25 protein-coding genes are annotated in these 24,603 nt (G+C 70.6%); 22 read left to right on the top strand and 3 right to left on the bottom strand.

Translation table 11 applies throughout. From position 1 onward, the window contains the following. Window positions 1-70: 70 nt before the first annotated feature. The 5 genes from DGO_RS11435 (at window position 71) to DGO_RS11415 (ending at window position 5,477) form a co-directional block, all read left to right on the top strand. On the top strand, window positions 71-1,228 hold the full coding sequence (locus DGO_RS11435; RefSeq protein WP_014685679.1) for an NADH-dependent flavin oxidoreductase: 1,158 nt from the start codon (window positions 71-73) through the stop codon (window positions 1,226-1,228). Between the two features lie 130 nt (window positions 1,229-1,358). Continuing rightward, window positions 1,359-2,105, top strand: coding sequence for a YdcF family protein (locus DGO_RS11430; RefSeq protein ID WP_014685678.1), 747 nt, complete (start codon window positions 1,359-1,361; stop codon window positions 2,103-2,105). A gap of 331 nt (window positions 2,106-2,436) precedes the next feature. Further along, window positions 2,437-3,837: a methylenetetrahydrofolate--tRNA-(uracil(54)-C(5))-methyltransferase (FADH(2)-oxidizing) TrmFO gene (gene trmFO, locus DGO_RS11425; RefSeq protein WP_043802164.1), complete on the top strand. Its 1,401-nt coding sequence runs from the start codon at window positions 2,437-2,439 to the stop codon at window positions 3,835-3,837. A gap of 124 nt (window positions 3,838-3,961) precedes the next feature. After that, complete coding sequence (locus DGO_RS11420) at window positions 3,962-4,954, top strand: MBL fold metallo-hydrolase (RefSeq protein WP_014685676.1); 993 nt, start codon at window positions 3,962-3,964, stop codon at window positions 4,952-4,954. A gap of 64 nt (window positions 4,955-5,018) precedes the next feature. Beyond that, window positions 5,019-5,477 carry a hypothetical protein gene (locus DGO_RS11415; RefSeq protein WP_014685675.1) on the top strand — a complete coding sequence of 153 codons (459 nt, stop codon included), beginning with the start codon at window positions 5,019-5,021 and terminating at the stop codon, window positions 5,475-5,477. Between the two features lie 78 nt (window positions 5,478-5,555). On the opposite strand, the gene DGO_RS11410 is transcribed toward DGO_RS11415, so the two are convergent. Further along, the gene (locus DGO_RS11410; protein ID WP_014685674.1) at window positions 5,556-6,689 is read right to left on the bottom strand and encodes a citrate/2-methylcitrate synthase; all 1,134 of its coding nucleotides are present in this window, start codon (window positions 6,687-6,689) and stop codon (window positions 5,556-5,558) included. A 130-nt stretch (window positions 6,690-6,819) separates the two neighbouring features. Here DGO_RS11410 and tsaB point away from each other — a divergent pair, with 130 nt between their 5' ends. Next, a complete protein-coding gene (gene tsaB / locus DGO_RS11405; RefSeq protein ID WP_014685673.1) occupies window positions 6,820-7,377 on the top strand; it encodes a tRNA (adenosine(37)-N6)-threonylcarbamoyltransferase complex dimerization subunit type 1 TsaB in 558 nt (185 codons plus the stop codon). An 88-nt stretch (window positions 7,378-7,465) separates the two neighbouring features. Here tsaB and rplS read toward each other — a convergent pair whose 3' ends face one another. After that, entirely contained in the window at window positions 7,466-7,930 is a 465-nt protein-coding gene (rplS, locus tag DGO_RS11400; protein ID WP_043802161.1) for a 50S ribosomal protein L19, read from the bottom strand. 297 nt (window positions 7,931-8,227) lie between these two features. Here rplS and DGO_RS11395 point away from each other — a divergent pair, with 297 nt between their 5' ends. The 4 genes from DGO_RS11395 to DGO_RS11380 all read left to right on the top strand — a co-directional run bounded on the left by DGO_RS11395 (window position 8,228) and on the right by DGO_RS11380 (window position 11,344). Beyond that, entirely contained in the window at window positions 8,228-8,710 is a 483-nt protein-coding gene (locus DGO_RS11395; protein WP_014685671.1) for a hypothetical protein, read from the top strand. A 122-nt stretch (window positions 8,711-8,832) separates the two neighbouring features. After that, window positions 8,833-9,549: a lipoyl(octanoyl) transferase LipB gene (gene lipB, locus DGO_RS11390; protein WP_043802156.1), complete on the top strand. Its 717-nt coding sequence runs from the start codon at window positions 8,833-8,835 to the stop codon at window positions 9,547-9,549. A gap of 3 nt (window positions 9,550-9,552) precedes the next feature. Continuing rightward, window positions 9,553-10,560, top strand: a complete 1,008-nt coding sequence (gene lipA, locus DGO_RS11385) for a lipoyl synthase (RefSeq protein ID WP_043802154.1) — start codon at window positions 9,553-9,555, stop codon at window positions 10,558-10,560. A gap of 58 nt (window positions 10,561-10,618) precedes the next feature. Further along, window positions 10,619-11,344: a hypothetical protein gene (locus tag DGO_RS11380; RefSeq protein ID WP_014685668.1), complete on the top strand. Its 726-nt coding sequence runs from the start codon at window positions 10,619-10,621 to the stop codon at window positions 11,342-11,344. A gap of 44 nt (window positions 11,345-11,388) precedes the next feature. Here the strand turns inward: DGO_RS11380 and DGO_RS11375 are convergent, their stop codons facing one another. Then, on the bottom strand, window positions 11,389-11,712 hold the full coding sequence (locus tag DGO_RS11375; protein WP_014685667.1) for a hypothetical protein: 324 nt from the start codon (window positions 11,710-11,712) through the stop codon (window positions 11,389-11,391). Between the two features lie 140 nt (window positions 11,713-11,852). On the opposite strand from DGO_RS11375, the gene murF reads away from it, so the two are divergent. The 12 genes from murF (at window position 11,853) to DGO_RS11315 (ending at window position 24,509) form a co-directional block, all read left to right on the top strand. After that, window positions 11,853-13,157 (top strand): UDP-N-acetylmuramoyl-tripeptide--D-alanyl-D-alanine ligase, encoded by a 1,305-nt coding sequence (gene murF / locus DGO_RS11370; RefSeq protein ID WP_014685666.1) that lies wholly within the window; start codon window positions 11,853-11,855, stop codon window positions 13,155-13,157. A 68-nt stretch (window positions 13,158-13,225) separates the two neighbouring features. Continuing rightward, a complete protein-coding gene (locus DGO_RS11365; protein WP_043802151.1) occupies window positions 13,226-13,951 on the top strand; it encodes a hypothetical protein in 726 nt (241 codons plus the stop codon). A gap of 268 nt (window positions 13,952-14,219) precedes the next feature. Continuing rightward, window positions 14,220-15,398, top strand: a complete 1,179-nt coding sequence (gene pilM, locus DGO_RS11360) for a type IV pilus assembly protein PilM (RefSeq protein WP_014685664.1) — start codon at window positions 14,220-14,222, stop codon at window positions 15,396-15,398. Then, window positions 15,391-16,122, top strand: a complete 732-nt coding sequence (locus DGO_RS11355) for a fimbrial assembly protein (RefSeq protein WP_014685663.1) — start codon at window positions 15,391-15,393, stop codon at window positions 16,120-16,122. The genes pilM and DGO_RS11355 overlap by 8 nt, the downstream gene beginning before the upstream one ends. After that, window positions 16,112-16,744, top strand: coding sequence for a type 4a pilus biogenesis protein PilO (gene pilO / locus DGO_RS11350; protein ID WP_014685662.1), 633 nt, complete (start codon window positions 16,112-16,114; stop codon window positions 16,742-16,744). The genes DGO_RS11355 and pilO overlap by 11 nt, the downstream gene beginning before the upstream one ends. Next, window positions 16,741-18,060, top strand: coding sequence for a hypothetical protein (locus DGO_RS11345; RefSeq protein WP_043802147.1), 1,320 nt, complete (start codon window positions 16,741-16,743; stop codon window positions 18,058-18,060). Before pilO ends, DGO_RS11345 begins: the two co-directional genes overlap by 4 nt. A gap of 3 nt (window positions 18,061-18,063) precedes the next feature. Further along, complete coding sequence (locus DGO_RS11340) at window positions 18,064-20,118, top strand: secretin N-terminal domain-containing protein (protein WP_014685660.1); 2,055 nt, start codon at window positions 18,064-18,066, stop codon at window positions 20,116-20,118. Between the two features lie 112 nt (window positions 20,119-20,230). After that, on the top strand, window positions 20,231-21,379 hold the full coding sequence (aroC, locus tag DGO_RS11335; protein WP_014685659.1) for a chorismate synthase: 1,149 nt from the start codon (window positions 20,231-20,233) through the stop codon (window positions 21,377-21,379). Between the two features lie 17 nt (window positions 21,380-21,396). After that, the gene (locus tag DGO_RS11330) at window positions 21,397-22,140 is read left to right on the top strand and encodes a shikimate kinase (RefSeq protein WP_420810578.1); all 744 of its coding nucleotides are present in this window, start codon (window positions 21,397-21,399) and stop codon (window positions 22,138-22,140) included. Beyond that, window positions 22,127-23,197 carry a 3-dehydroquinate synthase gene (aroB, locus tag DGO_RS11325; RefSeq protein ID WP_014685657.1) on the top strand — a complete coding sequence of 357 codons (1,071 nt, stop codon included), beginning with the start codon at window positions 22,127-22,129 and terminating at the stop codon, window positions 23,195-23,197. The genes DGO_RS11330 and aroB overlap by 14 nt, the downstream gene beginning before the upstream one ends. Window positions 23,198-23,244: 47 nt before the next feature. Beyond that, on the top strand, window positions 23,245-23,691 hold the full coding sequence (gene aroQ / locus DGO_RS11320; RefSeq protein ID WP_014685656.1) for a type II 3-dehydroquinate dehydratase: 447 nt from the start codon (window positions 23,245-23,247) through the stop codon (window positions 23,689-23,691). Beyond that, complete coding sequence (locus tag DGO_RS11315) at window positions 23,688-24,509, top strand: alpha/beta hydrolase (RefSeq protein WP_043802144.1); 822 nt, start codon at window positions 23,688-23,690, stop codon at window positions 24,507-24,509. The genes aroQ and DGO_RS11315 overlap by 4 nt, the downstream gene beginning before the upstream one ends. The last annotated feature ends 94 nt before the right edge of the window (window positions 24,510-24,603 follow it).

Raw genomic sequence — 24,603 nt, 5'->3', positions numbered from 1 at the left:
GTGGCAGGGTTGCCGGAGCAGGCGCGGAGTCCTGCCCCTTTTTTTGTTCTCTCTTTTCCCGAGGTATGCCATGAATCCCAAGTTTCAGACCCTGTTCCAGCCCATCACCCTGCGCAGCGGCGTTCAGCTGGACAACCGCGTGGTGCTGGCCCCCATGACCAACTTCTCCTCCGACGCGCAGGGCAACGTCACCGACGACGAGCTGGCCTACTACGCGCGGCGCTCGAACGGCGTGGGACTGGTGCTCACGGCCTGCACCAACGTCACGCGCAACGGCCAGGGCTTTCCCGGCGAGTTCGCGGGCTACGACGACCGCTTCGTGCCCAGCCTGACCCGTCTGGCCCGCACCGTGCAGGGCGAGGGGGCCAAGGTCATGCTCCAGATCTTCCATGCCGGGCGCATGGCCCCCGCCGCGCTGGTGGACGGCGACGTGGTGAGCGCGAGCGCCGTAGCCCCCGTGCGTGACGGCGCCGAGCAGGCCCCCGCGCCCGCCCCCCGCGAGCTGAGCGGCGAGGAGGTCGAGGAGATCGTGCGCGCCTTCGGGGAAACGACCCGCCGCGCCATCGAGTCCGGGTACGACGGCGTGGAGATCCACGGCGCGAACGGCTACCTCATCCAGCAGTTCTTCTCGCCGCACTCCAACCGCCGCACCGACCGCTGGGGCGGCAGCCTCGAGGCCCGCATGGCCTTCCCGCTGGCCGTCGTGGACGAGGTGCAGCGTGTGGTGGCCGAGTACGCCCGTACGCCCTTCGCCGTCGGCTACCGCTTCTCGCCCGAGGAACCCGAAACCCCCGGGATCACGCTCGACGACTCGCTGACCCTGGTGGACGCGCTGGCCGACAAGGGCCTGGATTACCTGCACGTCTCGCTGATGGAATACGCCTCGCTGCCCCGCCGCGCCAGCGATACGGCGCAGTCCCGTCTGGAGCAGATCGTGGCGAAGGTCGCGGGCCGCACGCCGGTCATGGGTGTCGGCTCGGTGCACACGCCCGAGCAGGCCACGCAGGTGCTGGACATGGGCGCGGAGTTCGTCGCCCTCGGGCGCGAACTGCTGATGGACCCCGACTGGGTCGCCAAGGTCCGTGAGGGCCGCGAGGCCGAACTGGAGACCGTGCTGGACGTGGAGGGCCAGGACCGTCTGGTGATCGCCACGCCGCTGTGGAACGCGCTGGTGAACACGCCCGGTTGGCTGCCCCTGAGCAAGAAGCCCGAAGCCGTCACGGCCTGACCTTCCCGGCCTAAAGCCCCCGCCCGACCCGGCGGGGGTTTTTGCGCCTTCGGCTATGCTGGCGCGCGTGACTGCAAGCGTTCGCCCGGTCCTCCGTGGCCTCCTGATCGGCCTGGGGGTCGGCTGCGCGTTGTCGGTGCTGGCCGCGCTGCTGGGCGAGGTGCGGGCGCCCGCGCCGCTGCTGCTGGCCCTGATCGTCCTGTGTGGGGTGATGGGGGTATGGCGGCCCACCCGGCTCCTGCTGGGCTGGGGGACCGGACTGCTGGGAGCGGCGGTGGCCCTGTGTCTCCTGACTCCGGTCCTGCGCGGGCCACTGAATGCCCTGACCGTCTCGCAGCCGCCCGTGCGCGCCGACGCCATCGTGGTGCTGGGGGCGGGGGTGCAGTGCGGCGCGCGGACCCTGGAAGCGACCAGCCTGACGCGGCTCGTGCGCGGACTGGAGCTGTGGCGGGCCGGGTACGCCCCCACCGTGACCGTCTCGCAGCAGTCGGGCCTGATCGGGCCGCGCGACTGCGCCAAGATGAGCGACCTGGAACGCGCGCACATCGCCGCCCTGTACCCGGCCGGCGGCCCCGAGGTCCTGATCCTGCGGATGGTCACCACGACCCGTGACGAGGCCGCGCGGGTCGGGGCCTATGCCCGTGAGCGGGGCTGGCGGCGGGTCCTGATCGTCACCTCCCCGTGGCACGCGCGGCGCACGCAGGCGCTGTTCCGGGCGCAGGGGGTGGAGGCGGTCAGCGTGCCCGCGCCCGAAAGCCGCTTCGACTACGGCCTGCTGTACCCGCACGACCGGCTGGCGGCGCTGCGGGTGCTGCTGTACGAGGGGCTGTCGCGCCTCAAGTTCGCGGTGGGGGGGACGCCGGAGCGGGGGGAGTAGGGCAAGTTTTTTAAGAGTTGGAAGGCGCCTTGGTTTTACTTTCCCTCCCCCCCAGCCCCCCTCCCTTAGGGAGGGGGGAGCTTTTTCGCTGCGCTCGGCAAGAGTCGTCCCGGGCGTCGGCGGGGCGGCTCTGCTTTGCGGCGTGACGGCTCGGTTCGGGGCCAGCCCCAGCCCGTTTGGAACGGCCCGCGCGCTGCGCGCACGACGGCCTTCGGGGGACGTGGGCGGCGGGGTGGCTTCCGGTGGCTCGTCTTTTTCTCTACACGCCACAAATGCCTTCTTCTGTTCCTACGTCCTACTCCCCACTCCCGGCACGCCCTACACTGTCCTGATGACGGGTTTTGAGGGAATTACGGTGGTCGGCGCGGGGCTGGCCGGGTCGGAGGCGGCGCTGGCGGCGGCCGGGGCAGGTGTGCGGGTGCGCCTGCACGAGATGCGCCCGGTCAAGATGACCCCGGCGCACCGCAGCGGCAACTTCGCCGAGCTGGTGTGCAGCAACTCGCTGGGCGGCGAGGGCGAGATGCAGAGCAAGGGCCTCCTGCAGGCCGAACTGCGCAGCGTGGGCGGCGCGGTGGTCGGCGCGGCCGACGCCTCGCGCCTCCCGGCAGGCAACGCCCTGGCGGTCGAGCGCGACGAGTTCAGCGAGCGCGTGACGCGGGGGGTGCGCGAACACCCCCTCATCGAGATCGTCGAGGGCGAGGTCGAGGCCGTGCCGGAGGGCATCGCCGTCATCGCCTCCGGGCCGCTGACCTCCGACGCGCTCGCGGCCGACCTCGCCCGGCTCACCGGCAGCGAGCGCCTGAGCTTCTACGACGCCGCCGCGCCGGTCATCGACGCCGAGAGCATCAATCTGGAGGTGGCGTGGCGCGCGGGGCGTTACGACCAGAGCGCCGACTACCTCAACTGCCCCTTCACCAAGGACGAGTACCTCGCCTTCTTCGGGGCGCTGGAGCAGGCCCGCAGCCACACGCCGCACGACTGGGAACAGCTCGAATTCTTCGAGGGCTGCATGCCCATCGAGGAGATCGCGCGCCGGGGGGTGGACACGCCGCGCTTCGGCCCCATGTCGCCCAAGGGCCTGGACGATCCGCGCACCGGGCGCTGGCCCTATGCCGTCGCGCAGCTTCGCCAGGAGGACCGCGAGGGCCGGCTGTGGTCGCTGGTGGGCTTCCAGACCGGCCTGAAGTGGGGCGACCAGAAGGCGGTCGTGAACCTCATTCCGGGGCTGGAGAACGCCGAGATCGTGCGTTACGGCGTCATGCACCGCAACACCTACCTCAATGCCCCCAGCGTGCTCGACTCGACGCTGGCGCTGCGGGCCGACCCGCGCAAGTTCGTGGCCGGGGTGCTGGCCGGCACCGAGGGCTACCTCGAATCTGCGGGCACCGGCTGGCTGGCGGGCACGAACGCCGCCCGGCTCGCCAGGGGCCTCGCGCCGCTGACCCCGCCGGCCGAGTCCATGCTGGGGGGGCTGGTGCGCTACCTCGCCTCGGCCAACCCCAAGGGCTTCCAGCCCATGAACGTCAACTGGGCGCTGGTGCCCGAACTGCCCGCCGACGTGAACCCCAAGACCGGCAAGCCCCGCAAGCTCGGCAAGCGCGAGAAGCGCCCCGTGATGTTCCGCCGGGGCCTGGACGCCTTCATGGCCTGGGCCGGGGAGGAGGCCGGCGTGCCGGTGACGCCACGCGCGGTGCCCGAGCATGCCAGCGACGAGGTGGCGGCGCTGCGTTAAAAAGCTGCGCCGAGTGGTGAGGGACTGTACCGAGGACTTCGGGTGGGGTGCGGGAGAGAGGCCCGGCCGCGCCGAGCGGAGGACCAGTCCAGCAAAGCGCCGGGCCGCGCCGTAGGCTGGGGTCATGACCACCGCCCCCCTCCTGACCCCCGTGACGGGCACACTGCACGCCCTCCAGGTGCCGATTCCCTACCCGATGAAGTACGTCACGGTACTTATCGACGCGCCCGCCCACGGCCCCGTGACCATGATCGACACGGCGCTCGACACGCCCGAGGCCCGGCAGGCCATCGAGGACGGGCTGGCGGCACTGGGGCTGCACTGGGAGGGCATCGACCGGGTCATCATCACGCACCACCACCCCGACCACTACGGGCTGGCGGGCGTAGTCGAGGAACGCAGCGGCGCGCGGGTCCACATGCTGGACGTGGAGATCGGGCGCGGCGAGCGCTACTGGCACCTGTGGGAAGAGTGGCTGCCGGGCCACCTCAAGTTCATGCGCGACCATGGTCTGCCCGCCGAGTCGCTGGCGAGCATGGGGGCCGACAACCGCCGGGGCCGCGACCGGGTGCATCCGGCCAGCGCGGTGCAGCCGCTGCGCGAGGGCCAGAGTGTCGAGCTGGCCGGCAGCGAGTGGGAGGTGCTGTGGCTGCCCGGCCACGCCGACGGGCACCTGGGCCTGTGGAACGAGCACGAAAGCCTCCTGATCGCCGGGGACGCCATCCTGCCGCGCATCAGTCCCAACGTGGGTCTGTACGCCTACACGCGGCCCGACCCGCTGGGCGACTACCTCCAGACGCTGGGCAAGCTCGAACTGCTCAACCCGGACCGCGCGGTCGTCGGGCACCACGGCCCCGTCATGACCGGCGTGCAGGCCCGTGCCCGCGAGCTGCGCGCCCACCACCACGAACGCCTGGACTTCATCCGCGCCGAGGTGGCCCGGCGGCCAGGGGACGCCTACGCCCTGTCGCTCGCGATGTTTCCGCGTGACCTGAACATGAGTGGCCGCCGTTTCGCCCTCGCCGAGACCCTGGCGCATGCCGAGCACCTGCGGCTGCTGGGCGGCGTGTACCGCACCTGGGACGAGACGCGCGAGGTCTGGGTGTACCACGGCTGAGCAGCAGGGAAGTAGGGGGCGAAACCCCCCATTTTCCGCGCAGCACGGGGTCTATACTCCGCGCATGACGGTTCCCCAGACAGAATTGCAGCGCATCGTGGCGTCCCTGCAACAAAGTGGCCTGACCGTCGAGCCGGTCGAGGACGGTGCCCTGATCCGCAGCGGCGAGGCGCGCGTGGCGCTGTTCGCCGAGCCCGAGGTGCAGGGCGGCGTGATCGTGCGCCTGCACCTCGACCTCGACCTGTATGTCGAGGAGGAGAGCCTCGCCGACATCCTGATGGGCATGAACCTCCTGAACCAGGGGCTGGATTACGGCGCACTGAACCTCGACCCCGTCGAGACGGAGGACGACGACGAGGACGAGGCCGTGACCTTCGCCATCCTGGGGCGCTCGGTGCTGTGGCTCCAGGACCTCGGGCCGCTGGAACTCGACCGCCTGCGCGAGCATCTGCGCCGTTTCGAGGCCGAGGTGACCGAGGCGGTCGAGCGGACCCTGCACGGCAGCAAGGGCATGAGCGCCTAGGTTCTGCGGCACACAGGGAAGGAGGCCGGGGCACGTACGCCCCGGCCTCCTTCCCTGTATACCGCTTCCCTAATGGGGTTACTGACGGTCCTTCATGGGGACGTAGTGGGCGTCCTTCGCGCCGGTGTACACGGCGTCGGGGCGCAGCAGGCGGTTGTCGCGGGTGTATTCGATCACCGAGGCGCACCAGCCGCTGATGCGGGCCAGGGCGAAGATCGGCGTGAAGTACTCCTTGCGGATTCCCAGGTCGCTGTAGACCGTACCGCTGTAGAAGTCCACGTTGGGGTAGATGCCTTTGGCCCCCATGCGGTCCACCACGATCTTCTCGATGGTTTCGAGGATCTGGTAGTAGTTGCTCTTGCCTTCCTTGTTGGCGACGTGCTCGGCGTAGTCGCGCAGCACGCGCGAGCGGGGGTCGAAGTACTTGTAGACGCGGTGGCCCACGCCCATGATCTTGACCTTGTGGTCGAGCTTGTCGGTGATGTAGGCCTCGGCCTTGTCGGGCGTGCCCACCTCGTCGAGCATGTCCATCACGGCCTCGTTGGCCCCGCCGTGCAGCGGGCCCTTGAGCGCGCCGATGGCCGAGGTCACGCACGAGTACATGTCCGACAGGGTGCTGGCGGTGGCGATGGCCGTGAAGGTACTGGCGTTCATGCCGTGGTCGGCGTGCAGCACGAGCGCGATGTCGAACAGGCGCGACTGCTCGGGCGTCGGCTCCTTGCCGGTCAGCATGTACAGGAAGTTGCCCGCGTGGTTCAGGTCCATGCGCGGCGCGACGATGTCCTGGCCTTCTTGCGCGCGGTTGATGGCCGCGATGATGGTGGCGAACTGCGCGATCATGCGGACGCTGATGGCGCGCCGGGCGGCCTCGGACGTGTCCTCGGACTGGGGGTCGAGCAGGCCCAGGTAGGAGGCGGCGGTGCGCAGCGCCTGCATGGGATGCACGCCGCGCGGCATCGCCCGGATCACGTCGAGCAGGGCGTCGGGAACGGCGCGGTTGGCCTTGAGTTCGGCGTCGAAGGCCGCGAGTTCGGCGGCGCTGGGCAGCTTGGCGTCGAGCAGCGCGAGGCTGAGTTCCTCGAAGGTGCTGTTCTCGGCCCATTCCTGAATCGGAATGCCCAGGTGCGTCAGGATGCCCTCGGACCCGTTGATGAACGTGAGCTTGCTCTCGGTAAAGAGGACGCCTTCGAGTCCTTTGGCAATTTCGGTCATGTTGAGGCCACAATACCACCGCCCCGGAACTGACCCTGAACTGACCTGCAGACGTTCCCCCGGCGGTGACAGTCGCCGGCCCCCGCGCCCACCCGCTAGGCTGCGGGGCTGACCCGTACAATGCCCGGCGATGACCGTGCCCGCCGTGACCCTGGCCCTCGACACCGCGACCCCCCACCTGACCCTGGCGCTGGGGCAGGGGGCCGGGCAGCCCGTGCTGGAATGGCGCGAGGAAGTCGGCCGCGCCCATGCCGAGCGGGTGGCGGGCGCGCTCGACGAGCTGTTCGCGCGCGCCGGGCTGCCGCGCCGCGCCGACGCGGTCGTGATCGGGACGGGGCCGGGGTCGTACACGGGGGTGCGCGTGGGCGCGAGCTACGCGCTGGGGCTGGCGCGGGTGTGGGGGGCGCCGGTCCTGGGGGTCTCCACCCTGGAGGCCCTGGTGCGCGGGGACGGCCCGCAGGCAGTCGCGCTCGATGCCCGCAAGGGCAACGTGTACGGCGCGGTCTACGAGGTGACGGCCGGGGTGGTCACGGGCACACGCCACGCCCCGCAGAAATACCCGCTGGAGGAATTCCGTGCCCTGGCCGCCGACCTGCCGCTGCGCCTCGATCCTCTGCCTTCCGGCGAGGCCCTGCTGCGTGCCGGGCTGGATCACGGGGCACGGGACTGGGCCCTGGCCTACCTGTAAGCCGGGGTGGCAGGGCGCGCCTGCCGCACCACACAACCACGCAAAGGCCGCCTGCCCCGGAGGACAGGCGGCCTGAAGAGCCTGGAGCTTACTCGCCCTGGGCTTCGGGGGCGGCCACTTCGGCCTGGGCCGAGGCGGCGGCGGCCTGCTTGGCCTGGGTGGCGCGCGCGGCGTCCTTCATCACGCGGCTGCGGTCGCTCTTGATGCGGGCCGCCTTGCCGCGCAGGTCGCGCAGGTAGTACAGCTTGGCGCGGCGCACCTTGCCGCGTTCCAGGACCGTCACCTTGGCGACGAGGGGGCTGCTGAAGGGGAACACGCGCTCCACGCCTTCACCGAAGGAAATCTTGCGGACCGTGAAGCTCTTGCGGCTGCCCGAGCCGTTCACGGCGATGACCACGCCTTCGAAGGCCTGGTTGCGGGTGCGGTTGCCTTCGACGACCTTCGTCTCGACGCGAATGGTGTCGCCGGGGCGGAAGTCGGGGTGGTCGGTCTTGATGTGGCCCTGCTCGACGGCGCGCAGGATCGCGCCACGGTTCACCTTCATGCCTTGCATATCTGCTCCTTCGGTCAGCGGACCGCCCCACCTTCCCGCGCGGCGCGGGCAGAGACGTTCGTACACCTTCTTGCGGTCTGTCTGCACGCTGGCAGCACACCGGACCTTGGGAGTATAGGGCAAAGGTGCAGGCGCGGCAAGAGAGGCTGCCGGTCCGCCGGGCTGCTCAGTCTGACCGCCGACGGTCTGTTTGCTGAACACGAACAGCCGTCAACTCTCAGTGGGGGCACATGCCCCGTCTTTAGGCTCCGAGGTGAACCACAAGCGGAAGCAGGTAAAACACCTCAGGAGGTGGTCATGACCATCGGACGAAGGATGTTGAGCGGTGCGGGCTTCGCGATCGCCCTCGGTCTGGGCGGCGCGGCCGGAGCGCAGTGTGTGACGACGCCCATCTCTGCCTACAACGGCCTGGTGAAGATCGAATACCCCCGCAGCGGCGGCAGCGCGTTCGTGCGCCGGGCCTGCGACGCGGGGGCGCGGCAGCTCGCCGCCGACGTGATGGCCGCCGGCAAGGCCAACGGCGTGCCGGTGCGCTGGGTCGAGGTCTACGGCGTACGCAACTGGGGTTCGGTGTTTCACGACCTCATCTACAAGACGCGCGCCCTGGGCTACGGGCAGGTGGGTTTCGGCAAGTTCGATGCGCTGCCGCGCACCCGCCAGAGCAACAAGGAACAGGTCGTGTACGCCAACGGTTCGGGCAAGTACGTCGCCCAGTTCTCGTACACCGAGGGTCCCAACACCGCGAATACCGCGACCGTGTTCGTGCTGTACGGCAACTGACCTTCTCCTGCGGCTGCCCTCCGGGATTGACCAGCGCGAATGTGGCCCCCCACAGCTCCGGGTGTCCGGCATTGCCGTCAGCGGCACCTTGACGCGGGGGCCGGAGGTTTACACTCGGGAACGTGAGCGTTCCGGCATTCGACATTCTTGACCTGGGCACGCTGCCCTATCCCGAGGCGTGGGCGCTGCAAAAGCGGCACCACGACCGCGTGGCCGGGGGCGGCCGTCCCACGCTGCTGCTCGTCGAGCACCCAGCCGTGCTGACCCTGGGCCGCAAGGCCCGCGAGGGCGAGAACATCGTCGTGACCCGCGAGTACCTCGCCGCGCAGGGGATCGGGGTCTTCGAGGTCGAGCGCGGCGGCGACGTGACCTACCACGGTCCCGGTCAGCTCGTCGCCTACGCCGTCTTTCCGGTGGGGCGGCGGGTGCGCGATTTCCTGCGCCTCCTCGAACAGAGCGTGGTGACGGCGCTGGACACCCTGGGCCTGCCCGACGCACGCCCCAACCCCGGCTACGCGGGCGTGTACGTCCCCGACCGTGAGGTGGGGGGCCTGCCCCGGCACCAGAAGCTCGCCTCCATCGGGGTGGCGGTCAAGCGGCATGTCGCGCTGCACGGCGTCGGCATGAACGTCACCACGAACCTCGACCACTTCGACCTGATCGTGCCCTGCGGCCTCACCGACACGCAGATGACCAGCGTGGCCCGCGAGTACGACCTGCGTGGCCTGCCCCGCACGGCGACCATGCCGGAGGCCAAGGCGGCGCTGGCCGGAGCGTTCACGACCACCTTCGACACCTACGACTGGACGCTGCCGGAGCTCGCGGCGGCGGGGAGCTGAACCATGACCCAATCCGAATCGGCGCAGAACGCCGCCCCCAAGGAACCCAAGTTCGTCAAGAACGGCATCTACCGCAAGGACAGCGTGCCGGTGCGCGAGAAGAAGCCCGAGTGGCTCAAGGTCACCATCCCGACCGGGCAGGTCTTCACCGAGGTCCGCAAGATCGTCAAGGAGCACCGCCTGCACACGGTCTGCGAGGAAGCGATGTGCCCCAACATCGGCGAGTGCTGGTCGCGCGGCACCGCCACCTTCATGCTCATGGGCCACATCTGCACCCGCGCCTGCCGCTTCTGCGCGGTGGACACGGGCAACCCGATGGGCAAGCTCGACCTCGACGAGCCGCGCCACGTCGCCGAGAGCGTCAAGCTGATGGGCCTGAAGTACGTCGTGCTGACCTCGGTGGACCGCGACGACCTGCCCGACGGCGGCGCGTACCACTTCGCCAAGACCGTGCAGGCCATCAAGCGCGAGAACCCCGAAACCCGCGTGGAGGCCCTGACGCCCGACTTCGGCGGCAACACCCACTGCGTGGACCTCGTGCTGGACAGCGGCGTGGACACCTACGCCCAGAACCTGGAGACCGTGCGCCGCCTGACCCACCCGGTGCGCGACCGCCGCGCCGACTACGACCAGACCCTCGCCGTGCTGGCCCACGCCAAGCAGGCCCGCCCCGACGTGATCACCAAGACCAGCATCATGCTGGGCCTGGGCGAGACGCGGGAGGAGATCACCGAGGCGATGCGCGACTGCCGCGCCGCCGGGGTGGACGTGCTGACCTTCGGGCAGTACCTGCGCCCGACCATGCACCACCTGCCGGTCGAGCGCTACGTGTCGCCCGCCGAATTCGACGAGATCCGCGAGGAGGGCATGGCCCTGGGCTTCCTGGAAGTCGTCGCCGGGCCGCTGGTGCGCAGCTCGTACAAGGCCGAGCAGATCGTGATGGACCGCCCCGGCAACCTGCCCGAGCACCTCGCGCACCTCGACGCCGGCAGCGAACTCAGCCTGATCTGAGGCCGGAGAGGGGAGAAGGGGACCGGGGCGACAGGCCTGCGGTCCCTATGCTTGAAGGGTGGACACCCTGACTGTCAACCGCCGGGCACTGCTCGAGTTCATGAATGGGGGCGGGAGCACGGGCCACCACACGGCCGTCGCCGCGCTGCTGGGCGAACCGCTGGCGGTGGGCCTGCTGCTGCATTTTCTCGGTGACCAGGGCTTCGGGGCCGAGTGCGTGAGCACCAAAGTCACGCAGGGGACCAGATCCGGGGAACGGCTGGACGCCTGGATCGCGGCCGAGAAGGACGGCTGGCGCGTGCTTTACCAGACCGAGATCAAGATGTGGGCAGGCAACGCCATCGGCGGGCTGCGGCTGGCTGAGGACGCCGACGAGGCGACGCTGGCGAAGGGCGCGGCGCGGCAGTGGGCCAGAATCTGGAACCCGCAGACGCAGGACTTTCTGGCCCCCAACGTCCGCAAGGTCCTGAAGCCGATGAAGCCCCCGGCGAGCCATAAGGAGTGGCCCATCAAGCCGCTGGCCTGCTTCTGGTGGCTGATGCGCTCGCGGCCCACGGATGGCCCCTGGTTCGCGGTCGAGGTCGGGGAGGCGGCGAAGTCACCCTTTGCCGAGGTGCATGTCTTCTCGCTGACCGCCTACCTGCTGACCCTCGACGACGAGGTGCTGTCTCTGCATCTTCCCCTGCTCCGCGAACGCCTGGAAGTGGTCGGGACGCTCCTGGGCACGCCGGAGCGGCACTGGACGGAGACCTTCCGCGCCCTGAGCCGTGCGGATGGGGAATAGCTGAGGCCGCCCCACTCCGGAGGGCGGCCTCAGCTTCTTTGCGCCTACGCCAGCCGTTTGCCGGCGTCCATCAGGGTGCTGGCGAGTTTGGTGACCTGTTCGCCCACCTGACCGCCCTCGGGGGCCGCGCGCTCGGCCGACTCGCCCAGCTTGACCAGCAGGTCGCTGATGCGCCCGGCGTCGGGGGCGTCGCTTTCGAGCTGATGGCGCAGCGACACGAGGTCCGCGTGCAGGGTCTTGGCGCCGCGCCAGTCGGCGTCCTCCAGATCGTTCAGCCAGCTGCCGATCAGGGCGGTGCCGTCCTCGGGGGCGATCTGGCTCAGGTCGCCGCTCAGGGCGTCGATGGTGGTCTGGATGTCGGTGGGCATGGGGGTCCTCCTGGGGTGGGGTGTGGGCGGGCCGGTCCCGCTGCTGTTGCGCACCATGCCCCGCCGGGCAGGGGCGGACTGCGCGCCTGGCCGCTTTCTTCAGGGCCGGTGAAGCGGCCGGGGTTTGCTAGCCTGCCCCCATGCTGGACCCCCATGCCCTGCCCCCCAACCTGTCTCACGGCGCCGCTGTCCACCCGGAGGCCCGGCCCGCCGCGCGCCTGACCTGGGACTCGCGCGAGGCCTCGCCGGAAGTCGCCTTCGTGGCCCTGCCCGGCGAGAAGATGCACGGCAACGCCTTCGTGCAGCGGGCGCTGGAGGCCGGCGCGCCCTTCGTCCTGACCGACCTGGACGTGCCCCGCGCCGTGCGGGTACCGGACGCGCAGGCGGCGCTGTTCGACTGGGCCCGTCACGAGCGTGCGAAGAACGCCCTGGTGGTGGGCATCACCGGCAGCGCGGGCAAGACCACCGCCAAGAGCTACGCGGCGGCGGCGCTGGACGCCCACTTCATGCCCGTGTACAACACCATGCCCGCCATCGCCTGTTTTCTCATCGAATACGGCGCGTCGGCGCGGCCCCTGGTCGTCGAGATGGGCATCGACCGTCCCGGCGAGATGGCCGAACTGATGGCCCTGGTGCGCCCGGACGTGGGCGTGGTCACGACCATCGGCCCGGCGCACCTGGAACAGCTCGGCAGCGTCGAGGCCATCGTGCGCGAGAAGGGCGGCATTCTGACGGGCACGCGCGGGCTGGTGGGCGCGCAGGCCTCGGCCTTCTATACGGGTGCGGACAGCTACGGCTTCGGGGACGTGACCTACGCGGGCGACGATCTCGTGCTCACGCCGCGCGGGGCGACCTTCACCTACGGGGACGTGCTGGTCGAGCTGCCGCTGGCCGCCCGCGTGCAGGCCGAGGCGGCGGTGCTGGGGCTGCGGCTCGCGCAGGAGGCGGGCCTGCACCTGCCCGACGCCGCCGAGCGGCTCGCGCAGGTGCAGGTGCCGGGGGGCCGCTACCGGGTGCATCCGGGGCGCTATACGGTCATCGACGACGCCTACAACGCCTCGCCGGTCGCCGTGACGGCGGCGCTGGACGCCCTGAAGACGCAGGCGGGAGGTGGCCGCACGGGGCGGCGCATCAGCGTGCTCGGGCGGATGCTCGAACTCGGCCCCACCGAGCGCGCCCTGCATGCCGAGGTCGGGGCCTACGCCCGCGAGTGCGCCGACCTGAGCTACGGCGTGGGGGTCTACGCCCGCGAACTGGGCGAGCGGGCCTCGCGCACGGTCCCCGAACTGCTCGAGGCCCTGCGGCGGGAGGTGCGCGACGGCGACGTGGTCCTCGTCAAGGCCAGCCGGGGCATCTCGTGGACGCCCGACAAGCGCGCGCAGGAAGGCGTGGGCCTGGACGTGGTCGTGGACGCGCTGCTGCGCTGGCGGGACGGCCAGGACTGAGGGGCGGGGGGTGGGATGGCGCCGCCGTCCTCACCCGGCGCTGCGGGGACCGACCGACAATACCGGAGATGCGTTTCCTGCTGCCGCTCGCCCTGCTCGCCCTGCTTCCGGCCTGCGCGCCGGCCTACACCGCGCCGGCCGGGGAGGGAGCCTTCCGGGCCGCCTTCAGCAGCGCCGGGGTGGCGTGGGTGTCGGGGGGGCAGGCCTGCGTGGCGCGCGTGCCCGACTACCGGCCGGTGTGCCCCCGCCTGGGCCGGGCGGTGGACGTGGCCTGGAACGGCGGCGACGCCTGGGCCGCCGTGCCGGGGGCCGGGCTGGCCGTGACGCTCGACCGCGCGGCGCGCAGTGTCCCCGCCGGGGCGGTCGCGGCCCTGAGCGGCGCCCTCATCTACCGACAGGACGGCAGCGCCCTGAACTATGAGGGTGCGGCGGCCGGGCAGGTGGCGGGCGGCCCCAGCGCCGCCATGACCGGGGGAGACGGAGCCGACTACGTGGTGCTGGCCGGGCAGCTGCGGCGGGGCGGCGCAGTCGTCGAACCGGCCGCGCAGGCCTACCTGTACGCCACGGCGCGGGGTGCGGCGACGGCAGCCGTGCCCACGGCGGTCGGGGCCTCCGGCGACCTCTACCGCATTCAGGGTGGGCAGCTGCTGCGGACCGACGCGGCCGGCGGCGTCCTGGCGCGCACGCCGCACGGGCCGGGCCGGGTCGGGGCGGTCGGTCAGGACATCGTGACCGTCTCGGCCTCGGGGGAGATCCGGCGGTATACCCAGGCCCTCACGCCCCTGATCCCCTGACGCGCGCAGCCCTCGCGGAGTGACCCGGAAATGCCCTCTGGGAGGCGATTTCTTCTGAGGTCCCCTATGGCCGATGCCCCCATCCGGGTGGTCAGAGTTTCGTAAGTGGGTGGATGGTTGCATGGGGGGCAGAGCAGGGTGTTCAGTCGGCCTTCATCTTGGGACCGTTCCCGTTCCCCCACCGGGGGCAAAAGGGGCGGCTGTGAGAGAACCGGCCGCCTCACAACGTGAGGAAACTCTAAACTCTGCGCGTCTTTCCGGAGGAATCATGTCGAGTTTCATCAACCGCCTATTACAGTCGCGCCCGGCGGCGATCGGGGTCGAGATCGGCACCAGCGCCATCAAGGTGGTCGCGCTGCGCGCGGGGTCGCCGCCCTCCTTGCAGCACGCCGTCATGATCCCTACACCCATCGGCAGCATGCGTGACGGCCTGGTGGTCGAGCCGCAGGCCGTCGCGACCGAGCTGAAGAATCTGCTGGCCGAGCACCGCATCACCACCCGCTACGCCGTGACGGCCGTGCCCAACCAGTCGGCGGTCACGCGCAACATCATGGTGCCCAAGATGGAGCGCAAGGACCTCCAGGAAGCCATCAAGTGGGAGGCCGAGAAGTACATTCCGTATCCCATCGACGACGTGAGCCTCGATTACGACCTGCTCGACGACCCCGCCACCGTGCCGGAAAACGGCCAGATGGAAGTGGTCGTCGCCGCCGCACCGACCGAGGCCGTCGCGCGTCAGGTCGAGGTGCTGCGCCTCGCGGGCCTGGAGCCGACCGTCATCGACCTCAAGAGCTTCGCGGCCCTGCGCGCCCTGCGCGGCAACCTGCTGGGCGAGCATCTCACCAAGAGCACCCTGACCGGCACACGCTACACCGAGGCCGGCGAGGTGGCGCTGGTCATGGAGATCGGCGCGAGCAGCAGCGTCATCAACCTCGTGCGCGGCGAGCGCGTCCTGCTGACCCGCAACATCGGCGTGGCGGCCGACGATTTCACCACGGCGCTGCAAAAGGCCTTCGACCTCGACTTCACGGCGGCCGAGGACATCAAGCTGGGCTACGCCACCGCGACCACGCCCACCGAGGACGAGGAAGACCTCCTGAACTTCGACATGAGCCGCGAGCAGTACAGCCCCGCGCGCGTGTTCGAGGTCGTGCGGCCGGTGCTGGGCGACCTGATCACCGAGATCCGGCGCTCGCTGGAGTTCTACCGCGTGCAGAGCGGCGACGTGGTCATCGACCGGACCTTCCTGGCCGGCGGCGGGGCCAAGATGCGCGGCCTGCCGGCGGCCATCAGCGACGCGCTGGGCTTCCGGGTCGAGGTCGCCAGCCCCTGGCTGACGGTCCAGACCGACCAGGCGGGCGTGGACACCGGCTATCTCCAGGCCAACGCCCCCGAGTTCACGGTGCCGCTGGGGCTGGCGCTGCGCGGGGTGAGCGGCCGTGGTTGAAGTCAACCTGCTGCCCGCGCAGTACCGCAAGCAGTCGCAGCCCGGCGTCTGGAAATACGCCACCTGGGCGCTGGTGCCGGTGGCGGCCGTGACCATGCTCAGCCTGTGGCTGGCGACCTCCTCACAGGCCGGCGGTCTCCAGCGCGAGATTGACGCCGTGCAGGGCAACATCGACACCCTGACCCCCGCCAAGCAGGAGCGGGACCGCCTCGCCGCCCGCCAGCAGGAGCTCGAACAGGTCACGACGGTGGCCCAGGCGCTGCGCGACCAGAAGACCTACTGGTCGAACGATCTGGCGGCTTTCAGCACCCAGCTCGCGTCCGCGCCGGGCGTGTCGGTCAGCAGCCTGACGATGCGCCCGCTGGATGCGGGGGCGCTGGCGACCAGCCAGCAAAACGGCATCTACACCGGCAAGAACGTGCGCCGCGAACTGGACCTGTCCGGCGCGGCGTCGAGCCAGCAGGCGGTGATCAACTTCCTGAACACCTACGAAAACGATCCGGGCTTCGGCGTGAACTTCAAGAGCCTCCAGCGGGATGCCCGGAGCGGTAACTACACCTTCGCGGCGACCGTGGGCGTGGTCGGCCCGGCGGCGAGCGCGGCCTCCACGACCGGAGCGGCGGGGACAGCGGCCGGAGCGGCGGCCAGCACCCCGGCTGCCGGGGCCGCCCCCGCCGCCCCGGAAGTGGCGCCCTCCGCCACCGGAGGCAGCGATGTTCGCTAAGCTCGCGCCGCAGTACCTCTTCGCGCTGGCCGCCGCGCTGTTCGTGGCCGTGCTGGCGCTGTTCTACACGCTGGTCATCCAGCCCAGGTATGCCCAGATTTCGTCTCTGCGCGACGACCTCTCTGCGCGGCAGCTCACCGAGACCCAGTACCGCTCGGCGTCGGCGGCCGTACCCAACCTGCGCACGACCGTCGCGCGTCTGGAAGTCGAGCGCAGCGAATTCCTGCGCGCGCTGCCGCCGACCACACGCTTCGCCCAGGTCGTCGAGCAGTTGCGCGCCAACGTGAGCGCCGCTGGCGCAGAGATGGGCAACCTGAGCTTTGCCCCGGCCGCTACGGGGAGCGTGACCCTGCCGGCCGGCGTGCGCTCGGTGGGCATCAACATGAACGTCAGCGGGACCTTTCCGCAGCTGTTCCAGGTGCTGCGCAGCCTGGAAACCCAGAACCGCTTCACGACGGTCAGCACCCTCGGCCTGCAACTGCCGACCGCCACGAGCTTCAATCCGTCGCTGGAGGGCACGATGGGCCTGACGGTCTACACCTATGACCCGGCGCAGACCGGCGCGGCCGTGCCCGCCTCGGCGTCCAGCGCGGCGGCTCCGGCCACCGGAGGGACCCGGTGAAGGCGCCGCTGAAATCCTCCCTGACCCTCACGCGGGAGATGAAGCTGATCCTGGTGCTGCTGCTGATGGTGGCCCTGATCGGCGGCTGGTTCGTGCTGACCAACCGCTCGACCCCGGAGCCTACGGCCGTCACCCCGACCACGCCGCCCGAATCCGGTCAACCCGCCTCCGGAACGGCCGGCCAGGCCCAGGAAAGCGGAAACCAGGGACAGACCGGGACTTCGGCCGGCGGCGCCGCCACTGCGTCCGCCACGCTGGCGACCGGCGGTCAGATCGAGGTCGCCACCCTGCCGCCTTTCCCGGTCCCCGAGGCGACGACCGAGGCCGCCGCCACGCCGACGCCCGGCGGCATCAATCCCGACCAGTCCCTGCTGACCCTGGGCACCAGCAACCCCTTCCGGCCTCTGCAACTCGCGCCGGTCGAAGGTGCCGCCCAGGGCGGCGCGCCGGCGGGCAGCCAGGCCACGCAGGCGACCGGTCAGATCAGCGCCCCGGAACAGACGACGCCGGTCGCCCGTGTCCCTGTCCAGGAAGCGTCCGCCCAGGTGACGCCCGTTCAGGTGACCCCGACCCGGACGACCGAAGCGGTCGCCAACCCGGTCGGCGGCGCGGTGCCCATCACCCGCCTGCCCGGTACGGGAAGTGGCAACACGGGGGGCTCCAGCACGGGCAATGCGGGCACCGGCAGTGTCGTGGCGCGGGTCACGCCCATTTCGGGCGGCGCTCTGCCCACGGTCACCATTCCCGGCGCGGGAACAGGGAACCGCCCGGCCGCGACGGCCGGCAGTGCGACGGGTACGGCGACTTCGGCCGCCTCTCCGTCGGCCAGCACGGCGGCCGAGACGCAGGCGGCCGAGCCCGTCGTGCCGCCTATCGTCGGGGTCACGGCTCCGCGTGAGACCACGGCCACGCCCAGCACGGTGACCGCGCCGGCCGCCCAGAACGGTGCGGGTCAGAACGGCGGCGCGCCGTCCCAGACGGCGGGGCAGGCCCAGACGGGCGGGCAGGGCCAGGCAGCCGCCGCCGCTACCCCTCAGGTCATCACCCAGCTGAATCAGGGTGGGCAGACCGGCGCGGCGACGGGTACGCCCGCCACCACCCTCGACCGCGTGCTGACCGAACGCCGGATCAACCTCGACGGCGCCGTGCTGGGCCCGGTCAACACGGCCGTGTTCCGCACGAGCAGCGGTTTCGTGGTCGTCTCGGTGGGTCAGACCCTCCCCGAGACGGACGTGGTGCTGCGTGAAGTCACGGCGACCTCGGCCACCCTGGCCCTGGGCAATACGATCAAAACTCTGCAACTGGAACAAAGGTGAGCCATGAATAAACGACACGTCTTTCTCCTGACCGCCGTGCTCGGCATGGCCGCCGCCCAGGGCACGTCGCCCACCACGGCAGGCACCGTCCCGGCCGCCACCACGGTCGCGGCCGCCGACCCCCAGCTCAGCCAGGCCAACGTGACCATCGAGATGGGCAACTATTCGGGACCGCTGTCGAGCCTGCTCGCCGCCGTGTCGAAGGCGGCAGGCTACGGCCTGATCCTGGACGTGAACGTGGACCTGCTCCAGGGTGGAACAGGGTCGGGCGATGCGGGGGCCGCGCCGACGGGAGCGACCACGGCCACGAGTACGAGCACGACGGGAAGCACGTCGGGACGGCCTGTGGTGTATTCCTTCCAGAACAAGCCCTTCAATCAGGTCTGGCCGCTGCTCATGGACGTGTATGGCCTGAGCTACGAGGTCGTGCAGGTGGGCGGGCAGCCGGTCCTGCGGGTCGGCAACGCGCCGATCCAGCGCATCGTGAAGCTGCAGAACGCCGACGCGGCGCAGATCACCAATCAGGTCAAGCTGTTTTTCGGCACGCCCACCTACAACGAGCTGCCGCAGCGGGATGCCCAGGGCAACACCGTCGGCGTGACGCGGACGCTGGTGGACGTCAAGCTCGACTCCCCGACGCTGAGGATCGTGCCGGACCTGCGCAGCAACAGCGTGGTCGTGCGGGGCACCAACCGCGAGGTCGGCGAGGTGAGCCGCCTGCTCGCGCAACTCGACGTGGCCCCGTCCGCATCGGGGACCAGCAGCGCCAGCACCAATATCCAGACGGTGCAGCGGGTATACACGGTGCGCGGGCAGCAGGCTGACATCAGCTCCCTGCTGGCGGCCCAGTACCCCAACCTGCGGGTGACGCCGGTCGGACAGACCGGGCAGCTCGTCCTGACCGGTCCGCAGAACCAGATCGACGCTGCCCTGGGGCTGCTGGGACAGGTGGACCGCGAGACGGTCGTCGCGGCGAGTGCCCAGACCGTGCAGCGCGTCTTCCAGCTCGTGAACGCCAGCGCCGAGGAGGTCAAGGCCACCCTGGAAGGCACCCTGGCGCGCGACCTGACCCCGGTGGCCCAGCCCCTGGCGAACGTACCGGTCAACGCCACCGACGCCAACGGCAACGCGGTGACCGTCACCGTACCGACCACCTCGACGAGCGCAGGGCAGGCGAGTCAGGTGGCGGCGGCGGCGGCGGCCGCAACGGCCGCAGCGACGGCGGCTCAGACCGGCAACGGCGCGACCATCATCGCCGACCGCCGCACCAACAGCATCATCGTACGCGGCTCACCCGCCCAGGTCTCGCAGATCGCCGATCTGATCCCCCAGCTCGATCAGGTCGTGCCGCAGATCAACGTGCAGGTGCGCATTCAGGAGGTCAGTGACCAGGCACTGCGTACACTGGGCCTCGACTGGAAGGTGGGCTTCGGGGGCTTCAACGTCTCGGTGGGCAGCGGCGGCCTGGGCGCGGCCTTCGATCCCACGCGCAGTCTGGTGGGCTTCAACATCTTCCCGACGCTCACCGCCCTGGAAAACCAGAACCTGACCAAGCGCGTCTACGACGGCAGCATTTCCATGCAGAGCGGGCAGCGCTCCCTGACCTCGGCCAGCGGGGCACAGAACGCTTCGAGCAATGCGGCGGCCAATATCAAGAGCGGGGGCCGACTGGAAATCACGGTGCCGTCGAGCGCCGGCAACATCATCCGGCAGATCGACTACGGCGTGAACCTGGATTTCTTCGATCCACAGGTGTCGCCCGACGGTACGGTCACCCTCCGCGTGCGTGGACAGATCAACCAGCCGGGTGACATCCCGACGTCTGGCGTGCCCAACATCCTGAACTTCACCAACAGTGAGGCCCAGAGCACCATCACTTTCAAGAATGGTCAAACCGTCCTGATGAGCGGCCTGATGGGCACCAACGAGACCCGCACGAACAGCGGCGTGCCCTTCTTGAGTACCCTGCCGGTCATCGGCGCGGCCTTCGGGAAGCAGAGCACCACCCGTACCCAGACGCAGCTGCTGGTGATCATCACGGGCAACATCGTGCGCTGAAGGGTCTCTGGCGCGGGCGGGCATCTCCGGAGACGGGGGTGCCCGCCCTCTTCTGCCGGGCTGTGTGGGCAGCCCGCATAGGCGGCCACAGGTGCGGCGCTAGAGTCCGGGGATGAGGTACCTGACCGCCGGAGAATCGCACGGGCCGCAGTTGACGGCCATCTTGGAGGGGCTGCCGTCGCAGTTGCCGCTGGGCAAGGCCGACATCGACCCCTGGCTCAAAAAGCGCCAGGGCGGCTACGGCCGGGGCCGGCGCATGGTCATCGAATCCGACGAGGCCGAGATCCTGAGCGGCGTGCGGGCCGGGCGCACGACGGGCGCGCCGATCACGCTGGCCATCGCCAACAAGGATCACCGCAATTGGACCGAAATCATGTCGCCCGAGAGCGGCGGCGAGCCGCGCAAGAAGGCCCTCACCGACGCCCGTCCCGGCCACGCCGACCTCACGGGGGGCATCAAGTACCGCCACAAGGACCTGCGCGACGTGCTGGAGCGTGCCAGCGCCCGCGAGACGGCGGCGCGCGTGGCGGTGGGCAGCGTGGCCCTCAAGCTGCTCTCCGAACTGGGAATCGAGGGGGCCAACTACGTCTCCAGCCTCGCGGGCATCGAGACGCGCCAGGCCTTCTCGTGGGACGCGCTGGAGGCCATCGAGGACAGCGACCTGCGGACCCCCGACGCCGACGCCGCCGAGCAGATGCGTGAGCGGATCGACCAGGCCAAGAAGGACGGCGACACCCTGGGCGGCATCCTGGAGGTGCGTTTCCGGGGGCTGCCGGTGGGCCTGGGGTCGTTCGTGCACTACGACCGCAAGCTCGACGGCAAGATCGCGCAGGCCGCTCTCAGCGTGCAGGCGATGAAGGGCGTGGAGATCGGCCGGGCCTTCGAGAACGCCGTGAAGCCGGGCAGCAGCGTCCACGACGCGGTGTACTACAGAGGGGGCACCTACGCCCGCGACACCAACGGTGCGGGCGGCCTGGAAGCGGGCATGACCAACGGCGAGGAACTCATCGTGCGGGTCGCCATGAAGCCCATCGCCACCCTCATGAAGCCGCTGCCGACCGTGAACGTCGTCTCGCACGAGGCCTCCGACGCGGCCCGCGAGCGCAGCGACACGACCGCCGTGCCCGCCGCCGGGGTCATCCTCCAGTGCGTGATCGGCTGGGTGCTGGCCGAGGCGGTGCTCGAAAAGTTCGGCGGCGACACCCTGCCCGAGCTTCAGGAACGGGTCGCGGCGGCGCGGGCCTTTTCCGGGGCGTACTGAGCGCCGTGGACCTGCGGATGCCCGGCGGCGCACCCGTTTCTCCGCCGGCCACGCTGGGGGCCGAGGTCGAGCGCGCATTGCGTGACGAGCTGACGGCCCAGACGCAGGCCGCGGCCGACCTTCAGGCTTTCCCTGTAACGGCCGTCATGTCGGGGGCGGGCGATTCGTCTAGACTCTCCGACATGTCAACGACGGGCCTCATCGAACGCCCGGTCAGCTGGGTGGCGCTGGCAGGCTTCATGGGCACCGGCAAGAGCCGTATCGGCTGGGAGCTGAGCCGGGCGCTGGCGCTGCATTTCGTGGATACCGACAAGCTCATTACCCGTGTGGTGGGCAAGAGTATCCCCGAAGTCTTCGCCGAGGAGGGCGAAGGGTACTTCCGCGCCTGCGAGCGCGAGGTGGTGGGGCGCGTGACGCGGCTGGACCACGCGGTCATCAGCCTGGGAGGCGGCACCTTCATCCACGAGGAAAACCGCCGTTCGCTGCTGGAGCGCGGTCCGGTGGTCGTGCTGTGGGCCACGCCCGAGACGGTCTACCAGCGCACCAAGCACAGCGACCGGCCCCTCCTGAGCGCCCCCGACCCCCTGGCGCGCATCCGCACCCTGATGGACGAGCGCGAGGGGGTCTACCGCCAGGGCACCATCCACGTCCACAGCGACGGCCGTCCCTCCGAGGAGATCGTGGCCGAGGTCATCGAGCGCCTGTGGCACTGGTCGGACCTCCATGCGCCGAGCGACTGGACGAGCCGTGCGGCGGATTGAGGTCGGGGCCGGTGGCGGTGCGCCGCCCTACACGGTCACGGTCGGCCCCGGCCTGCTGGACACGCTGGAGGTGCCGCAGCGCCACGTCGCCCTGATCCACCCCGAGGATCTGCCGCCCGAGTTCGTGGCGCGGGTGCAGGCGCGGCTGCGGCCGGTGGTGACGGTCGCCGTGCCCGCCCGCGACGACTGCAAGACGCTGGCGGTCATGGCCGGGGTGCTCTCGCGGCTCGCGGCGGCGGCTATTCCGCGCGACGGGGCGGTCGTGGGCCTGGGCGGCGGCGCGGCGACCGACCTCGCGGGTTTCGTCGCGGCGAGCTACCTGCGCGGCGTGGCCTTCTACACCCTGCCGACCACGCTGCTGGGCATGGTGGACGCGGCGGTGGGCGGCAAGACCGGCGTCAACCTGCCCGAGGGCAAGAATCTGGTCGGGGCCTTCTGGCCGCCGCGCGCCGTGTGGTGCGACACGGGCACCCTGGCGACCCTGCCGCCCGCCGTGTTCCGTGAGGGGGCGGCCGAGGCCTTCAAGCATGGCCTGATGAGCGACCCGAGCCTGCTGCCGCGCGTGCTGGACCCCGAGTTCCGGCCCGGCGGCGCGCTGCTGGAGGGCACGCTGGCCGACGCCGTCGCCGTCAAGGCCGGCGTCGTGACCCGCGACCTCACCGAGCAGGGCGAGCGCGCCTTCCTGAACTTCGGGCATACGCTCGCGCACGCGCTGGAGGCGGTGACCGACCACGCCGTCTCGCACGGCGAGGCGGTCGCCTACGGCATGCACTACGCCGCCCGCCTGAGCCGCGCGCAGGGCGGCGCAGACCTGAGCGCCCACACCCTGGCCTTCCTGCGCTGGCAGCGGCCCACGCCCCTGCCCGCCCTGACCTACGACGCCGTGGCCCCCTATATGGCCCGCGACAAGAAGGCCGACGCTCAGGGCGTGCGCTTCGTGCTGCTGCGGGACCTCGGCCAGCCCTACCTGGCGCGGGTGACGGAAGACGTACTCCGGGAAGAGTTCACGGGCTGGCTCGAGGACGTGCGGCGCACCCAGGGGGGACACGGCGCCTGACCGGCCGGGTGGGCGGTGTCTCCGGCCGCTTCCCCTTATCCTGAAGCATGTTCCTCGTCCTGAACGGCCCGAACCTCAATCGCCTCGGCCTGCGCGAGCCGGGGGTGTACGGCGCACAGACGCTCGAAGACCTGGAGCGCCAGTGCGAGGCCTGGGGCGCCGAGCTGGGCGTGGCCGTCACCTGCCGCCAGAGCAACTTCGAGGGCCAGCTGCTCGAATGGATCCACGAGGCGCAGGAGCAGGGCTTCACCGGCATCGTCATCAACCCCGGCGCGCTGACGCACTACAGCTACGCGCTGCGCGACGCGATCTCCGGGCAGCCGCTGCCGGTGGTCGAGGTGCACATCAGCAACGTGGACGCCCGCGAGGAATTCCGGCACAAGTCGGTCACGGCGGCGGTGTGCCGGGGCAAGATCAGCGGTCTGGGCTTCACGGGCTACCGGCTGGCGATGGACTACCTCGCCGAGGTCCTCTCGCCCGAGACCGGCGAATGAGCTGGCGGCCCTATGCGGTGCAGGAGGGCAACACCGTCACCGGCACACTGCTGGAGTGGCCTGACCTGAGCGACGCGCAGCACACCCCGCGCACCGCGTTGGCATGGCTGCCGCCCTCGTATCACGACGAGCCGGAGCGGCGCTATCCGGTGGTGTACTTCCACGACGGCCAGAACGTGTTCGACGCGGCGACGAGCAACAGCGGCGAGTGGGAGGCCGACGAGACCCTGACCCGGCTGGCGGGGGAGGGCCTGGAGGCCATCGCCATCGGGGTCCCGCACGGCGGCGAGCGGCGCTTTTTCGAGTACAGCCCGGCCGCCATCCCGGCCCCGGATCTGCCGGAGGGGGGCGGGGCCGATGCCTACGTCGCCTACCTCGTGGACACGGTCAAGGCACTCGTGGACAGCTCGTTCCGGACCCGCCCGGAGCCGGAATACACCGTGACGGTCGGCAGCAGCATGGGCGCGGTGGTCAGCCTGCACGCCCTGCTCACGCGCCCGGACGTGTTCGGGCACGCGGGGCTGCTCAGCCCGGCCTTCTGGACCGGCGGCGACTTCTCGCTGGCGCAGGCGCGGCGCTCGCCCACGCCCCCGGGGCGCGTCTGGGTGGATGTGGGGGGCCATGAGAGCGAACAGCCGGAGCGTGCCAAGGCCTACGTGCGCGACGCCCACGCCCTGGCCGAGCTGCTGCGCGAGAAAGGCATGAGCGAGCGGGTCGCGTTCCTGGCCGACCCGCAGGCCATCCACCACGAGTCGGCATGGGCGGCGCGGCTGCCGGCGGCGCTGCGTTTCCTGCTGGGCGGCGCTGCGAAGGGGTGAATCCTCGCCGGGCGGGACTGCGCCGCTTGCCCCCTGAGCAAAATCTCTGGTACACTTGCCTTTAGTGTCTCGTGCTTGGTAGAGCCGGGATGAC

This window comes from Deinococcus gobiensis I-0, assembly GCF_000252445.1.
GTDB lineage: Bacteria > Deinococcota > Deinococci > Deinococcales > Deinococcaceae > Deinococcus > Deinococcus gobiensis.
This window is presented reverse-complemented; position numbering and strand designations above follow the sequence as displayed.

What these genes read in the sequence shown, in the direction of transcription:
- DGO_RS11435 (WP_014685679.1), top strand. Translation starts at nt 71, where the DNA reads ATGAATCCCAAGTTTCAGACCCTGTTCCAGCCCATCACCCTGCGCAGC.
- trmFO (WP_043802164.1), top strand. Translation starts at nt 2,437, where the DNA reads ATGACGGGTTTTGAGGGAATTACGGTGGTCGGCGCGGGGCTGGCCGGG.
- DGO_RS11420 (WP_014685676.1), top strand. Translation starts at nt 3,962, where the DNA reads ATGACCACCGCCCCCCTCCTGACCCCCGTGACGGGCACACTGCACGCC.
- DGO_RS11415 (WP_014685675.1), top strand. Translation starts at nt 5,019, where the DNA reads ATGACGGTTCCCCAGACAGAATTGCAGCGCATCGTGGCGTCCCTGCAA.
- DGO_RS11410 (WP_014685674.1), bottom strand. Translation starts at nt 6,689, where the DNA reads ATGACCGAAATTGCCAAAGGACTCGAAGGCGTCCTCTTTACCGAGAGC.
- tsaB (WP_014685673.1), top strand. Translation starts at nt 6,820, where the DNA reads ATGACCGTGCCCGCCGTGACCCTGGCCCTCGACACCGCGACCCCCCAC.
- rplS (WP_043802161.1), bottom strand. Translation starts at nt 7,930, where the DNA reads ATGCAAGGCATGAAGGTGAACCGTGGCGCGATCCTGCGCGCCGTCGAG.
- DGO_RS11395 (WP_014685671.1), top strand. Translation starts at nt 8,228, where the DNA reads ATGACCATCGGACGAAGGATGTTGAGCGGTGCGGGCTTCGCGATCGCC.
- lipA (WP_043802154.1), top strand. Translation starts at nt 9,553, where the DNA reads ATGACCCAATCCGAATCGGCGCAGAACGCCGCCCCCAAGGAACCCAAG.
- DGO_RS11375 (WP_014685667.1), bottom strand. Translation starts at nt 11,712, where the DNA reads ATGCCCACCGACATCCAGACCACCATCGACGCCCTGAGCGGCGACCTG.
- murF (WP_014685666.1), top strand. Translation starts at nt 11,853, where the DNA reads ATGCTGGACCCCCATGCCCTGCCCCCCAACCTGTCTCACGGCGCCGCT.
- DGO_RS11365 (WP_043802151.1), top strand. Translation starts at nt 13,226, where the DNA reads ATGCGTTTCCTGCTGCCGCTCGCCCTGCTCGCCCTGCTTCCGGCCTGC.
- pilM (WP_014685664.1), top strand. Translation starts at nt 14,220, where the DNA reads ATGTCGAGTTTCATCAACCGCCTATTACAGTCGCGCCCGGCGGCGATC.
- pilO (WP_014685662.1), top strand. Translation starts at nt 16,112, where the DNA reads ATGTTCGCTAAGCTCGCGCCGCAGTACCTCTTCGCGCTGGCCGCCGCG.
- DGO_RS11340 (WP_014685660.1), top strand. Translation starts at nt 18,064, where the DNA reads ATGAATAAACGACACGTCTTTCTCCTGACCGCCGTGCTCGGCATGGCC.
- aroC (WP_014685659.1), top strand. Translation starts at nt 20,231, where the DNA reads ATGAGGTACCTGACCGCCGGAGAATCGCACGGGCCGCAGTTGACGGCC.
- DGO_RS11330 (WP_420810578.1), top strand. Translation starts at nt 21,397, where the DNA reads ATGCCCGGCGGCGCACCCGTTTCTCCGCCGGCCACGCTGGGGGCCGAG.
- aroQ (WP_014685656.1), top strand. Translation starts at nt 23,245, where the DNA reads ATGTTCCTCGTCCTGAACGGCCCGAACCTCAATCGCCTCGGCCTGCGC.
- DGO_RS11315 (WP_043802144.1), top strand. Translation starts at nt 23,688, where the DNA reads ATGAGCTGGCGGCCCTATGCGGTGCAGGAGGGCAACACCGTCACCGGC.